This is a genomic window from Salibacterium aidingense DSM 18341, assembly GCF_000429685.1.
Classification (GTDB): domain Bacteria; phylum Bacillota; class Bacilli; order Bacillales; family Marinococcaceae; genus Salibacterium; species Salibacterium aidingense.
This window is the reverse complement of record NZ_AUCI01000040.1, coordinates 1-14,835: the sequence shown is the minus strand read 5'-3', so window position 1 is coordinate 14,835 and position 14,835 is coordinate 1. Positions and strand designations below refer to the sequence as shown.

The 14,835-nt window shown below is 42.6% G+C and carries 10 protein-coding genes; 8 read left to right on the top strand and 2 right to left on the bottom strand.

Annotation, left to right across the window (positions count from 1 at the left end; genetic code table 11):
- Nucleotides 1–63 precede the first annotated feature (63 nt).
- Nucleotides 64–1,641, bottom strand: coding sequence for a BCCT family transporter (locus G475_RS0121375; protein ID WP_026702998.1), 1,578 nt, complete (start codon nucleotides 1,639–1,641; stop codon nucleotides 64–66).
- Between the two features lie 385 nt (nucleotides 1,642–2,026).
- Between G475_RS0121375 and G475_RS0121370 the strand changes: the two genes are divergently transcribed.
- From G475_RS0121370 to G475_RS0121360, 3 genes are all read left to right on the top strand, one after another.
- Nucleotides 2,027–3,181, top strand: a complete 1,155-nt coding sequence (locus G475_RS0121370; RefSeq protein WP_026702997.1) for a Gfo/Idh/MocA family protein — start codon at nucleotides 2,027–2,029, stop codon at nucleotides 3,179–3,181.
- A gap of 139 nt (nucleotides 3,182–3,320) precedes the next feature.
- Nucleotides 3,321–4,010 (top strand): GntR family transcriptional regulator, encoded by a 690-nt coding sequence (locus G475_RS0121365; protein ID WP_026702996.1) that lies wholly within the window; start codon nucleotides 3,321–3,323, stop codon nucleotides 4,008–4,010.
- 33 nt (nucleotides 4,011–4,043) lie between these two features.
- Nucleotides 4,044–6,140: an alpha-glucuronidase family glycosyl hydrolase gene (locus G475_RS0121360; RefSeq protein ID WP_026702995.1), complete on the top strand. Its 2,097-nt coding sequence runs from the start codon at nucleotides 4,044–4,046 to the stop codon at nucleotides 6,138–6,140.
- 196 nt (nucleotides 6,141–6,336) lie between these two features.
- On the opposite strand, the gene G475_RS25950 is transcribed toward G475_RS0121360, so the two are convergent.
- Complete coding sequence (locus G475_RS25950) at nucleotides 6,337–8,337, bottom strand: glycoside hydrolase (RefSeq protein WP_051302816.1); 2,001 nt, start codon at nucleotides 8,335–8,337, stop codon at nucleotides 6,337–6,339.
- Between the two features lie 685 nt (nucleotides 8,338–9,022).
- Between G475_RS25950 and G475_RS0121350 the strand changes: the two genes are divergently transcribed.
- From G475_RS0121350 to cyoE, 5 genes are all read left to right on the top strand, one after another.
- The gene (locus G475_RS0121350; RefSeq protein ID WP_026702994.1) at nucleotides 9,023–10,345 is read left to right on the top strand and encodes an ABC transporter substrate-binding protein; all 1,323 of its coding nucleotides are present in this window, start codon (nucleotides 9,023–9,025) and stop codon (nucleotides 10,343–10,345) included.
- Nucleotides 10,346–10,413: 68 nt separating this feature from the next.
- Nucleotides 10,414–11,277: a carbohydrate ABC transporter permease gene (locus tag G475_RS0121345; RefSeq protein WP_026702993.1), complete on the top strand. Its 864-nt coding sequence runs from the start codon at nucleotides 10,414–10,416 to the stop codon at nucleotides 11,275–11,277.
- A gap of 12 nt (nucleotides 11,278–11,289) precedes the next feature.
- The gene (locus G475_RS0121340) at nucleotides 11,290–12,180 is read left to right on the top strand and encodes a carbohydrate ABC transporter permease (RefSeq protein ID WP_026702992.1); all 891 of its coding nucleotides are present in this window, start codon (nucleotides 11,290–11,292) and stop codon (nucleotides 12,178–12,180) included.
- Between the two features lie 37 nt (nucleotides 12,181–12,217).
- Nucleotides 12,218–13,315: a Gfo/Idh/MocA family protein gene (locus G475_RS0121335; protein ID WP_026702991.1), complete on the top strand. Its 1,098-nt coding sequence runs from the start codon at nucleotides 12,218–12,220 to the stop codon at nucleotides 13,313–13,315.
- Nucleotides 13,316–13,573: 258 nt separating this feature from the next.
- A complete protein-coding gene (gene cyoE / locus G475_RS0121330) occupies nucleotides 13,574–14,515 on the top strand; it encodes a heme o synthase (protein WP_026702990.1) in 942 nt (313 codons plus the stop codon).
- The last annotated feature ends 320 nt before the right edge of the window (nucleotides 14,516–14,835 follow it).

Here is a 14,835-nt window from a genome sequence, read left to right as displayed (position 1 = left end):
AAATCGTTCGGATTTTTTGTCCTTGATAATGTTTTGTCCCGGCCTCCGGTGTGTTTTTGCCGGTCATCCTGTGTTGTTATTTTCGATTTGTTCCCGTATCTGCCTTTGTCTTTCTTCTTCCGCTTTCTGTCTTGCTTCTCTATAATCCTGCCGGATTGATTTCAGCAGGGAGATACAAGCTATAAATAGTACGATAGAAAAAGGAAGGGCTCCGATTAGGGAAGCTGTCTGCAGGCCTTCGAGTCCGGCACTGATGATAAGAACGACCGCAAGAGAGGCAATTAAGGTGCCCCAGATGACTTTTACGACAACGGAAGGGTCTGTATCTCCCTTGGAGGTCATCATGCCCAGCACAAACGTGGCAGAGTCTGCAGAAGTAACCAAAAAGGTGAATAGCAGACAAATGGAGAGTATGGATAAAATCGTGCCAAGCGGTATATTTTCCAGCATCATAAACAAGGCGGTGGTTTCGTCTTCGGCTACCATGGCGGCAATGTCGGTCCCGTGAAAAAGGTCAAGATTAACAGCGGTTCCGCCGAAAATGCCGATCCAGATGATTCCGATCAGAGGTGGAGAAACCATCACCCCAAGGACAAACTCCCGTACGGTCCGTCCTTTGGAAATACGGGCCACAAACATCCCGACAAAAGGAGCCCAGGCAATCGTCCAGGCCCAATAATAGATCGGCCACTCCTGCACCCATGTGCCCTCTGTATACTGATCAAGACGCAAACTGGCCTGGAAAAAATTCTGCAGGTAATCGCCGATTCCCATCGTAATAGTTTCCAAAATAAAACCAGTTGGGCCGATGATTAAAACGGTGATCATTAATATCAAGGCCAGCCCCAGGTTCACGTTACTTAAGTATTTAATACCGCGATCCAGACCGGAGAGGGTAGAAACCATAAAGAAAAGAAACATCGCTGCTACAATCATAATCTGGGTCGATGTTGCCGACGGGGCATCGAATACGGTCTGCAGCCCTCCATTAATCTGAAGAACACTTAATCCTAGTGTGGTGGCAACTCCCATCACCGTTGCGATTACAGCAATAATATCGATAGTATTGCGAAGCGGCTTTTTCCCGGTCTCGCCGATCACAGAATTCATCGTATCACTAATCAGGCTGCGTTCTTCCTGACGGTAAAGGAAATAAGAAATGGCGAGCCCGACAAAGGTAAAAGATGCCCACTGGTGAATACCGTTGTTGAAAAATGCGGTCCACATCGCTTCTCTGGCAGCTTCAGGGGTGCCGGCCTCAATATTATCAAATGGCGGCGGGGTGCCAAAGTGTGTCATCGGTTCGGCCACACCCCAAAATACAATACTGACCCCGAAACCGCAGCTGAATAACATCGCAACCCACGTAAACAGCCGGTATTTTGGCTTGGCGTCATCTCCGCCGAGCCGGATTTTCCCGTACTTACTGAAGGCCAGGTAAAAGTTAAAAATGATAATAAACAGCACAAATACTAGATAAAACCACCCAAACGTACCCGCGATAAAATTATAGATAACGGTAGCCTGTTTGGCGAGAATATCTGGTGCTATCGCTCCCCATAAGGCGAACAGAAAGATAACAGAAAAAGATACCCAGAAGATGCTGTTCATAAATTTAAATTTTTTCTTGTTATTTTCCACGGTGATGTCTCCTTTATTAAAAATCGTTGGCAATGAAAAGTGGTATCAAAACTTCTCTGTTTTTCTTTCTTCGGTACGTATCAACCCCCATTACTTTGTTATTCTGATACATGTATACCCGGCGATTAATAAATTAATGTCACAAATTTGAAATCGATGTAGTTTACTTAGAAGGCCCTTGAGCCGTGGGCGAGGTTAGATTAATAGAGGGGGAGAAACATTTAAAATTATTTGATAGTTAGAAAATTTTGGTATACAATAAGGTTGGCTGATATACTAGTATAATTAGAGGACTATCCGAAAAGGAGGACCGTTTCGTTTTGTCGTTACGAGAAAATGAAAGCGCTTTAAAACTGTTTTAATATTCGAAAGGGTGTGTTCGACAGTGATTAATACCGCGGTTATTGGTACTGGAGCCATCTGTCCGTCTCATATAAAAGGTTATTCCCAGTTTTCAGATCTGTGTAAGATTGTGGCACTTTGCGACATTTACCCTGAAAAAGCAAGGCACGAAGCAGAAGCACATAACCTTAGTGTGGACGTATATGACGATTATACGAAACTGTTGAAAAGAAATGATATTGATTTAGTCTCTGTTTGTACTCCGCCATACACCCATAAGGACATTACCGTAGATTTTTTAAATGCCGGCAAGCATGTCCTTGTTGAAAAACCGATGGCCTCTTCCTTACAAGAGTGTGACGCCATGATTGAAGCAGCCAAAAAAAATAACAAGATCCTATCGGTAATTTCTCAAAACCGCTTTACAAACCCGATGCAAAAGTTAAAAAAAGTACTGGATACAAAACTGACGGGCCCGATTGTGCATGCCCAAGTGGATTCCTATTGGTGGCGGGGTTATAGTTATTATGATTTATGGTGGCGGGGTACCTGGGAAAAAGAAGGAGGAGGGTGCACGTTAAACCACGCGGTACATCATATTGATATTTTTACATGGATGAATGGCATGCCCGCGGAAGTAACGGCCCTTACGAGTAATACGGCCCACGATAATGCGGAGGTTGAAGATATTTCAGTGGCTGTCTGCCGTTATGAAAGCGGTGCTTTGGCACAAATTACAAGTTCCGTTGTTCATCACGGAGAAGAACAACAATTGGTATTCCAGGGCAAAAAGGCACGGGTATCTGTTCCGTGGAAGGTCAAAGCTTCAACGTCAAAGGGAAATGGTTTCCCTGAAGAAGACAAGGAATTAGAAGCGCGGCTGCAAAAGGTTTATGAAAATGAAGATGATATTCCGTATGAAGGTCACACGGGTCAGATTTATGATGTACTACAAGCGGTAAAAGGGGAAAAAGAAGTGCTTGTAGATGGAATACAAGGGCGCCGGACACTGGAATTGATTACAGGAATTTATCAATCATCGAGTGAAGGAAAGACGATAAAACTGCCGTTAGACGAATCCAGTCCTTTTTATACAAGAGAGGGAGTGTTGAAAAACGCACCGTATTTTTATGAAAAGAAAAAGGTAGTTGAGAATTTTACTAATAATGAAATAAATACAGGCGGTAAATACGAATGATATTCGGTCGAGCTGGAGGAGAGGCCTCTCGGGATTTCCTGCTGCTGAATATTTCCTCTCAATCCTGCCAACTTGAAAAGAAGGACCGGTACCCTAGTAAAATTAGAATATAGTTAAAATTTGAAAATAGGATGAGGTGATGACCATTACCGCGATACAGCCCCAGCATAAGGCTAATGGATCAACAAGAGACATTGTATATCATAAACTAAAAAAGCAGATTATTGATTGGGAACTTGAACCAAAGACAAAGATTTCAGAAACCGATATTGCCAGCGAACTCAAAGTGAGCAGAACCCCTGTAAGAGAAGCATTCCTGATGCTTGCCCAGGAGGAATTAATTGGGATATATCCGCAGAAAGGGACCGTCGTTTCGGAAATTGATCTGCAATTGGTCGAAGAAGGCAGATTTGTTAGAGAAAATATTGAAAAGGCTATTGTAAAGGAAGCATGTGAAACATTTGAGGAAGACCATCTTTTTAAGCTGGAAATAAACTCAATGAAACAAAATTTGTGTTTAGAAAAGGGATCTCATCACCGATTGTTTGAACTGGATGAAGAATTTCATTATTTGCTCTTTGAAGGGTGTAATAAAGTAAGATCATGGAATCTTATCCACCAAATGAACAGTCATTTTGATCGGTTGAGGGTACTGCGCCTGGCCTCCAATCCAGATTGGGAAGTAGTGGTCAGGCAGCACCAGCAATTATTTCAACATATAACGAATCGAGAAACAGAAGAAGCAGAAAAGTTAATTGTGGACCACCTTCACATGGTTAACTACGAAAAAGATACACTAAAAAAACATTATCCAGATTATTTTAAATAGCGTAAGAGAGGAGGAAATGATGAAATGGATGGAATGGAAAAGCCGGCATTAGACAATACAAAGACAAGGCAGTACCCCAAGAGTTACAGAGCTTGGTTACAATATCGAAGGATCACAGATGACAATACGTATCGAAAATATAGAGCATGGTTATCTTCTATCGGTTTATTCACAGACTCTGTCATAACAAATTCAGCTGTGGAAGAATTGGCCTATGCAGTAGAGTCTATGCTTGATGTGACCCCCTTTATTAGTCATTCACCACAGAAGGCTTCTATCATTTTAGGAACATATCAAGACATTCCCCTTGAAAACTACGGCCTTTCCAAGTCTTCTTTCGAGGAATTAAATAACGAAGGATACCTAATGAGAATGGTGTCCGGAGCAAATAATAGTCAGCAATTATTGTTGGCCGGAAAATCGGATAAAGGTGTCCTATATGCTGTTTTTACCTTCTTACGCCTGCTGCAGATGAATACATCCATGGATACATTAGACAGGAAAGATGCCCCGGCACACCTTTTTAGAATGATAAACCAGTGGGATAATATAGATGGAACCGTGGAACGGGGATACTCGGGCCATTCTATTTTTTATATTGACAACGATTTCAAAGAAGATATCGGTCGTATGAAAGACTATGCCCGGCTCTTATCGTCTGCAGGGATTAATGCAATTTCTATAAACAATGTGAACGTCTGGGATACGGAAACAAATTTAATTACTGCTGAATATCTTCCCAAAGTAAAAAAAGTTAGTGACATTTTTAATGCGTATGGCATTTCTCTGTTTTTAAGTATCAATTACGCCAGTCCGATGTCGCTTGGAAAATTAGATACCGCAGATCCGCTTGATAATAAAGTAAAAAAGTGGTGGAAAGAAAAAGCCGCGGAACTATATCATTATATCCCCTCTTTTGGCGGTTTTGTGGTGAAAGCTGATTCAGAAGGACGACCGGGGCCATTTACATATGACCGGAATCATGCCGATGGTGCCAATGTTTTGGCAGAAGCACTAAAGCCGTATCATGGGATAGTGATCTGGCGATGCTTTGTGTACAATCATAAACAGGATTGGCGGGATAGACACACAGACCGGGCAAGAGCAGCCTATGACCATTTTAAACCGATGGACGGCAGGTTTTTAGATAATGTGATCTTACAGATAAAAAACGGACCGATGGATTTTCAAGTCCGGGAACCCGTTTCCCCATTAATAGGGGCCTTGGAAAAAACAAATTATATGCTGGAATTGCAAATCGCCCAGGAGTATACCGGTCAGCAGATCGATGTCTGTTATTTAATTCCGCAGTGGAAAGAATATTTAGATTTTGATACACATGCCGGTGGTAAAAATACAAAAGTGAAAGATATAACAAATGGATCGGTGTATAAAAATCCATTAAATGGAATAGCTGCAGTCTCCAATATTGGAGATAATCTGAACTGGACAGGTCATACGCTGGCGCAGGCGAACCTGTACGGTTATGGAAAGCTTATTTGGGATCCGGAGATATCGACGGAAGATATCACCAGGGAATGGATCGTATTAACATTTGGCGATCATCCGAAAGTGGTGGAGAACATCGAATATATTTTACTTCATTCCTGGGAGGCCTATGAGCGTTATACGTCCCCGCTCGGTATTGGCTGGATGATCAACCCGGGTCATCACTATGGTCCGAATATTGATGGCTATGAATATTCCAAATGGGGAACGTATCACTTTGCTGATCGGGAAGGGATGGGCGTAGATCGAACCGTGGAAACGGGTACGGGATATACATCCCAATATTTTCCGCCGAATGCGGAGAAGTACAATTCATTAGAAACGTGTCCCGATGAATTGCTATTATTCTTCCATCATGTCCCCTATACGCATACGCTGCATTCTGGAAAAACAGTGATTCAACATTTATACGATACCCATTTTCAAGGGGTGGAAATGGTGGAGAATTTCATCGAAAAATGGGAGGAGTTAGAGGGACATATTGACGAGTGGACATTTGAGAACGTGAAAGAAAGATTCCAGTGTCAACTTGATAATGCCATAGAATGGAGAGATCAAGTCAATACGTATTTTTATAGAAAATCAGGGATTGAAGACAAACACGGTCGTACCATCTATTAATATAAGTTAGCAGGAATCGGGAGGACATTTATTCCGCTATTTCTTTCGTTTTTTGAGTTTTGAAGGGGAGATGCTCATTTAGACATTTAACGGAATAAATGTCCGCAAGAGGAGGTTCTGTTTATAAACGGCGAAGACGAGAGAAAAGTTGAAAGACGGACCTTGGTGGTTTTTCCAAGAATCCGTCTTTCTTAGATTAATCATTGTCCGGTTCTTCATCACTAAATGCAAAGGAATGAACATCGAACATTCTGGTATTTTTACTGTTATCGTTTTTGAAAACGAGGTAGACATTGTGAAATCCTTGGGCGCCATCGGTGGAGTTGGTATCGATTTTAGTGGAGACTGTCAGCCATTTTTCTGGATGGAGCCGTTCTGGTACATCCATGGTTCCAACCACTTTCCCTGAATAGGGATCATCCAGCCGGACCTCTATCGTACCGCCGAAAATGGAGGACACTTCAGCATTCATGTATAGTATTCCTCTCTTATCGGGTTGGCCGTTCGCTGATCCATCTCCGAAATTAACATTGGAATATTTAATGTGGGAGCCGTCCCGGATATTGGTAACCACTTGCTCTCCTTCTGCGTTATCACGAACCTGCAGCCCTGGCGTCATTCCATCGTTTTCCGCAGCGATATAGGTGGAAAATACATCTTTCATATCCGGCAGATCTGGTAATTCAAAGGTTTTGGGAATGAAACTTGTAACACTGCTGCTTTTAAGCTTCATGGAGAAGGATCCATCCTTTATTTGAATATCATCGAGTTTATTCAAATTTTCACTGGCAGAGGTCCGGTACGGAACGACAGCACTTGTGTCTTCAGGAAAGTCATGGAGATCAAACGTAATTTGTTGAGACTCTGAACTATTGTTTACCGCCATTATGGAAAAATCACCTGAATTTGGATCTTTAAACGTTGTAATCATCACATCATCGACAGGATGTTTATCAGACTCTATCATGACGTCCCCCGGTTCGACAAACCGGCTGTAATTACCGAAAGAATAGTATCGCTTGAAAACTCTGAATAGTCCTGTTTCCGTAGGGGAAACGGATTGATCAGAGCCGTCGTTCATCAAACGGATGAGATTAGAACCATCAGCCCCGCTGTTCGCTGCCGGCCACCACCAGAAATAAGCTCCTACTCCCGGATGATCAAACATATTACCAATTAAATTGGCATAACCCATCGCATCATCGATGGTGTTATCTTCAAATTCCTGCTTTTGATCGCCCTGGTTCATATACTCCGTTTGCCAAATCTTTTTATCCAGCTCCTTTGAACGTTCAAATTCGTTTTCCGGTACAACAGTGCCATCTTCTTGCAATCCTTGATAAGCATGAGCTGCCACGATATCAACATAGTCACGAGTTGCCACATCATCGAGAGCCGGGGCTGCGTATTCTTCTGTAAATTCCATCCCTTCTCCCAGCACGATTTCTGCCGGGACATCCCTCTCTTCAAATGTAGGCCCGAGGTACTCCCTCACAAACGTATTTAATTCTTCCGGCGTCCATAAGCTGCTGGAATACCCCCCGGTAAAATCCGGCTCATTCGTAGGAGAAATATAGCTGATATCAATATCAAAGTGTTCCTTATAACCTAGTACGTATTCAGCTAAGTAATCAGCAAATTCCTGATACTTATCTTCCCTTAATCTATTCGAATCACCTTCTCCACTCACACTTTCATTTTCTTTCATCCAGTAGGGCGCACTCCAAACACTACTGAAAAACTCCGTGACTCCACGTTTTTCAGCTTCCTTCATTAACCATATTTGATACTTGTCAAATTCATCTTTTTTTGTCTCCCAATCCGGGTCGTCCCAAACAAATTCGCCGGGCTCAGGCATAATGGTATCGGCAGGGCCGTCATATTCCGAGTCCCCCCAGGTACCGCCATCACCAACTTGGTTTCGGACGATATCCAGTCCTATCCCATTTTCCTCGCTAAACAACATATCGAGGATTTGAGTTCGCTGCGGTTCATCCAATCGGTAGATGGAGCCTGCTTTATGAAAGGCAAAAGAGCCTCCGAACCCATCTATCTCCTGCAGTTCATTGTCCCAGTTAATGTCACTTGTAGGTTTAGATGCTTCCGTATCTGCTGCAGGTCCGCTTGAATATAATATCCCTGCCGCTAACGAAACACTCACCACTATACGCAAGGTTTGCTTTCCATTTTTGAGCATGTGATTCCAACCCCTCATTTCCAGAATATGAATGAATCATGCTGCCAAGGAAAAAGATCTATGGAACATTCCTGTGTTATAGAACTTGTTTCCTTATCTGAAGGTGAGGATTATTAGTGGCGTGCCAGCAAAACAATAAAGAAAGCGGTTTCAAAAGCAGTGGTTTCTTTTTTGTATGTTATATCATCACACCCCTCCTGTCTCTTCGTAATCGTTGGGATACTTACTTAACATAAATATGCCTTGAGTGTTCATACTAATAGGATAGTTGAAAAGAATACTAGTATGCTAATCTGATTACTAGTATACACAGGAAATATATGTAATGCAAAACGAATTATCAGTTAATTATAAATTTTCTAATAATAAAACAAGGAACTTGTGTGGAGGCAAGGAAAAATTAAGAAAAAATACTTTGAATTTCCAGAACAAGTCATTTACAATATAACTAACATACTAGTTATATTAATGTCCTGAGTTACATGTTACTTTACCAAACCGTGATATTAAGCAGGAAGGGGGAACAACCTATATATTTTTCAAGAGAATTGTAAGCGCTTTAAAAATGGAGGGAGGTGTGGTTCTCTTATCACCTGACCTGTCCTGTCGAAGGAGAGGGAAAATAAAATCCCTTTCCTTTCTGTCAAAAGACCACTATATAAAATTATTTGGGGGAGGTTTTTAAGTGGGGAAAAAATCACTGTTATATAGTCTGTTGATTATTCCCGTGCTCCTTGTTTCGGCTTGTCAGCAAGAAGAAGCTGCGGAGGAAGGAAAAACGGATGGAAATGAACAGGAAGATGCTTTGACACTTGATGTTTTGCACAGTTTTACGGGGGAGCAGCCCCAGGCTCCTGTTATTGAACCAGCGTTTGAGACCTTTGATGAAGAACATTCTGATATTAATTTGCAGATTGAAACGGCCGGGGGGAATGATATAGAACAGGTTTTGAGAACGCAGGTATCAGCAGATGATGCCCCGGATGTTTTTACCCATTGGGGAATGCGCAGGTCTGAGAGTTACTTTCAAAACGGGGATATTCCAGATATCTCAGAGCTCATCGAATCAGATTCAGAGTTAGAAGGGATGTTCAGAGAAGGGTCCTATACTCCTGTTACTTACCAGGGCGGGGTTTTTGGGCTGCCTATTCTATCCTACAGCTACCATTTTATTGTGAACACAGAAATGTTTGAAGAATACGAAGTCTCGGTTCCAACTAATTACGATGAATTAAAAGAAGCTGTTACAACGTTTCAGGAAAATGGCGTCATTCCATTTGCCGCTAATAACCACAGTGCTCGGTATATGCTCTTAAACTTGTTCTCTCAGCATAAGACCCAGGAGGAAATGATTGAACATGCTACGGGGGAGGAACCTTTTGGTGATGCGTTGTATACAGCAGCAGAAAGGGTGCAGGAACTTGCTGAACTAGGCGCTTTCCCTGATGGATATATGAGTATGGAATCAGCTCAGGCTGTTCAACTGTTAAACGCCGGACAATCGCCGATGTATTATCAGATGGATTGGACACTTGGCCACCTCGATGAAAATCAAATGGAGAAATTGGATATTATCCCATTTCCTTTAGCTAGTGATGGGCTGCCGCAAACCACTATTTCTGGAAATGGACAGTTTATCTACATGAGTAATGAGGCTTATGAAGATCCTGATAAACGGGAAGCTGCATGGGAATTAATGAAGAAAATAGCCAGCCCCGAAATAGGACGTCAAATTATCGAAGAAGCCTCCGTTTTGGATTTGTCCAATTCGGAAGTGGAGTTTGACGAGTCCAATGTAAATCCAATTTTAGTAGAAGCGTTTGAAGATCAACAAAGCGCTGAAAATATTGTCCCCTCCTATGATGAAGAATTATTTGCTTCGGAAGTAGAAAATGAATATTGGCCGCTGGTGGATTCTTTGCTGCTCGGGGATATTACTCCTCAAGAATTTGTTGATGAAATGAATAACATCATCCAGGAATATCCCAATGTTCAATTTGACGAATAAGAAAACGTAGTAGGTTAGGGGGCATTGACGCTCCCTGGCCTTATAGTGAACAGGAGAGGAGAGTGAAGATGGTACAACAAAATCGATGGACGCTGTCTTTATTTGCCATCCCGACCCTGCTATTTTACTTATATTTTTTTATAAGTCCTTTAACTAACACCCTTTTTGATAGTTTTGTAGAATGGGACGGGATTTCAGACAAAGTCTTTATCTTCTTAAATAACTATATGGAGATATTACAAGACCCTGTGTTTTACTCTGCGTTATTAAATTCATTTTATTGGGTCGCTCTGGTTATCACAGTGCAAATTCCAATTGGTTTTTTTCTTGCTTACTTTTTATATCAAAAAGTAAAGGGGTTCAGGATATTACGGACGGTATATTTTATTCCAGTAGTAACCTCAAGTGTTGCTATTGCCTTAATATTTTCCTTTATTTACGACCCGATATTCGGTTTGCTGAACAATACGCTGAACATTATAGGCCTTGGTCATCTGACGACCGATTGGCTGGCTAACCCTGTCACTGCTGTAACAGCCGTTGCTCTTCCTTTCGTTTGGAACTTTATCGGTCTCATGATGATTATTCTGTACTCCGGATTGCAGACCGTTCCCGATGAGCTTATAGAGGCAGGGGAAATGGATGGCGTCAATGCGCGGCAGAAGATCGTGCATATCATTCTTCCGTCGATAAAGCCTGTTCTTACCATATGTCTTGTGTTAGGCGTGACCTATGCCTTTAAACAATTCGATTATGTTCTCTTATTAACCAACGGAGGACCTGTCCATTTAACGGAAGTATCAGGGTCTTATATGTATAATCAAGGGTTTTCTGAAAACAATTACGGCTATGGTAATGCAATAGCCATAACGATGATGGTAATTGTTGTGGGATTGGCGTTTATCATTAACAAGGTATTAAAAGAGGATTAGGAGGGGCCGCGCATGGAAACGAAACCCGGGTACGAACCTGGTTCTAACACTCCTGTTTATGTAGAGGAAAAGAAAAGTTTAAAACACCATGTGGCTAAGTTTCTTAAATATACTTTTATATGGGGTTTTTTTGCTCTAAATTTTGGGTTATTCCTCTGGATTTTAATGACTTCTTTTAAAGAAAATTCCGAAATATTCGCAAACCCATTTGGTCTGCCTGAGTCTTATAACTTTGAGAATTTTTATAAAGTGTTAACCGAAGGTAATATGGGATTGTATTTACTGAATAGTTTAATCGTAACGATGGCTACCATATTCCTTTGTATGTCGCTGGCAGCAACGATATCTTTTGTAATCTCCAGGTTTAAATTTAAAGGGAAACAATTCATGTATCTTTTATTTGTTATCGGCGTCACTATTCCGCTGCAATCTTTAATTTTCCCTATGTTTTTTAGAATGCATCAGATTGGTCTGCGGGATACACTGCTAGGGATCATTATCGTATATACCGCTTTAAATTTACCAAAAACAGTATTTCTGCTGGTTGGATTTATGAAGGGCATACCAAGAGAGATGGAAGAGGCCGCTTTTATCGATGGCTGTAATTATTGGCAGATATTTTCAAAAATTATCATGCCAATGAGTAAACCAATGCTTGCTACGGCGGGCATCCTTATCTTTCTTTCGACATGGAATGAATATATTTTTGCCACTGTTTTGTTATCTTCAGACGCTGTTCAAACGCTGCCTTTAGGGCTGGCGAATTTTCAAACAGATCATGTCAGTCAATATGGTTTGGTATCTGCTGGGATCATTATCTCCATTATCCCAATTTTAATCGTATACATCATATTTCAGGAACAGGTCGTGAAAGGCATGACGTCAGGCTCTGTAAAAGGCTGAATGATGATGTGCATTTCAGTTAGGAGGAGAAGGAAAGATGAATAAAAGTGACGGGATGAGCTATGCTCCCAGGGGAGAAGTCAATAAAGTGGTGGAAAAAGGACAATTTCTATTTTCAGCCATTGGACTGGATCATGGTCATATTTACGGCATGTGTAACGGTTTGATAGAAGCAGGTGCCGAATTGGTTTCAGTGTATGATCCGGATCCTGAAAAAGTAAAACAGTTTGTGAATTCATTTCCACAAGCAATAGCTGCTTCTTCCCGGGAAGAAATTCTTCGTAATCCCGAGATTCAACTGGTGGCCAGTGCCAACATTCCAAAAGACCGGGGACCTCTAGGATTAGAAGTGCTCGATCACGGAAAACATTATTTTACCGATAAGCCGGCTTTTACAAAAATTGAACAAATCGAAAAAGCGAAGAAAAAAGTTGAAGAAACTGGCCTGAAATGGGGCATTTACTACAGTGAACGTTTGCATGTGGAAGCCGCTGTGTATGCCGGACAACTGATAGAAGAAGGCGCAATAGGGGAAGTCGTTCAAGTGATGGGAACAGGGCCGCATCGGGCAAATGCGGAAAGCAGACCGGACTGGTTTTTTGATCCGGAAAGTTTCGGCGGCATTCTTTGTGATATTGGAAGCCACCAGATTGAACAGTTTCTATATTATGCGAATGCAAAGGATGCGAATGTTCTTCATAGTAAGATTGGAAATTATACCCTTCCAGACTATCCGGAGTTTCAGGATTTTGGCGATGCCGCTTTAGTGGCAGACAACGGGGCCACTTTTTATTTTCGCGTCGATTGGCTGACCCCTGAGGGATTAGGGACATGGGGAGACGGGCGTGTCCTCATTCTTGGAACAAAAGGATACATAGAGGTGAGAAAATACATTGATATCGCCCGGAGCCCCTCTTCTGATCATGTGTACCTCGTCAACCAGGAAGGGGAAAAGTACGTGGATGCCTCTGGTCAAGTTGGGTTTCCTTTTTTTGGCGCATTCCTTTTGGATTGTTTACATGATACAGAAAATGCGATGACACAAAAACATGCTTTTAAAGCGGCAGCATTGTCTGTGGAAGCTCAAGAACGGGCAGTGCCTATTCAAAAATACGACTCCGGCACCGAAGCATGAGGGGCTTTGTATGGAGATAGACAAGGAGCTCATTCTTGGACAGTATCCGTAAATAAAGGAAACAGGCAGACCTGGGTTTCTGACCGCGGCTTAGGGATCATGGATGGATGGGGAATTTGGGACACGTTAAATAAACTCCCGGCAAAAAAGCCAAGTTGTCAATGAATGAACACATGTGACGTGTGTCGTTTCGTATGTGGTTTTCTTTATTTCTGATATAATAGAAAAGCATCTTTTTAAAGAAATGAAGAGGGTATCATGCGAAAAACTCAGAATGTAGATAAACAGGTACACAATTCTTCCGGGGCAGAGAAACAGCCGCTTTCGGCGGTGCTGGCAAAAACCGTGAAGACAGGAATCATTAAATCGAATTTGTTCCCCATGGCGGCGGGGCTGTCCCTGGCGTTATATACGTATCAGCTCGGCATCCTGGAGAAGCTTCCGGAAATCATCTGTGCCTTTCTTGGCTCGATTTTGGTGATGGGAGCTGCGGGAGCGTTTAATAACCTGTATGACCGGGATATAGATGCGATCATGGAGCGAACGAAAGACAGGCCGACCGTAACCGGAGAAATTTCGCCGGCTGCTGTTCTATGGCTGGCCTCAGGAATGAGTATCGCCGGCATTGGCATCCTGGTCCTGGCGACACCACTGGCTGCGTTTTTAGGATTTCTGGGCATTTTCTTTTACGTCGTCCCGTATACGATATGGAGTAAACGCAGGACGGTTTATAATACGGAAATTGGCAGTATTTCCGGCGCCATGCCGCCTTTAATAGGGTGGGCGGCGATGTATCCTGACATTTCCCACCCTGCTGTGTTAGGTCTCTTTGTCATTACGGTGATCTGGCAGATGCCCCATTTCTACGCAATCGCGATACGCAAACATGAAGAATACCGGGCCGCCGGTGTACCAATGCTTCCGGTCGTAAAAGGGGTACAGCGGACGTATATCCAGACTAATGCCTATTTAGTGATTTTGATCGGCATCAGCTTTCTGCTTGGTACGCTAAGCCTGGGATTAATGCTCGTCTCTCTCTTGCTCAGCATCGCCTGGCTTGTATTAAGCATGTACGGATCGAAAAAAATGGATCCGGAGAAATGGGCGAAAGCGATGTTTATTTTCTCCCTCGTTCACATGACCATTTTTTTCTCCACTGTCATTATTTACTCGCTTACAGGTATTTTGTTTCAGTTGTAGTTCCGGCAGTTAGTCAGGAAATGTGGAGACCGGGACAGAAGGATAGGAGCCGGCCGAAAACCCGAACAATGACGACGGGATTGCTGCACCCGGTCACTGCGCTTTCCAGCTCCCTTGGTAAAGAAGATCGCATTACCAAGTGGTTCGTCTTCGTCCCATAGGAGTCTCTGTGGTCGGCCTCGGCTGAATAGAGAGGGAGCTTGGGCCAAACGAAAGAAAAATTGGTAAAACGAACATCTTAAGGTTTAACGTTCATTCAGCGGAGTCAAAATAGGTCGACTCCTGCGGGAAAAGCACGAGTCTCGAGACCCCGCAGGAAG

Bases quoted from the DNA above. Each gene is read 5' to 3' on its own strand.
- G475_RS0121365 (WP_026702996.1), top strand. From the start codon at position 3,321: ATGACCATTACCGCGATACAGCCCCAGCATAAGGCTAATGGATCAACA.
- G475_RS0121360 (WP_026702995.1), top strand. From the start codon at position 4,044: ATGGAAAAGCCGGCATTAGACAATACAAAGACAAGGCAGTACCCCAAG.
- G475_RS25950 (WP_051302816.1), bottom strand. From the start codon at position 8,337: ATGCTCAAAAATGGAAAGCAAACCTTGCGTATAGTGGTGAGTGTTTCG.
- G475_RS0121345 (WP_026702993.1), top strand. From the start codon at position 10,414: ATGGTACAACAAAATCGATGGACGCTGTCTTTATTTGCCATCCCGACC.
- G475_RS0121340 (WP_026702992.1), top strand. From the start codon at position 11,290: ATGGAAACGAAACCCGGGTACGAACCTGGTTCTAACACTCCTGTTTAT.
- G475_RS0121335 (WP_026702991.1), top strand. From the start codon at position 12,218: ATGAATAAAAGTGACGGGATGAGCTATGCTCCCAGGGGAGAAGTCAAT.
- cyoE (WP_026702990.1), top strand. From the start codon at position 13,574: ATGCGAAAAACTCAGAATGTAGATAAACAGGTACACAATTCTTCCGGG.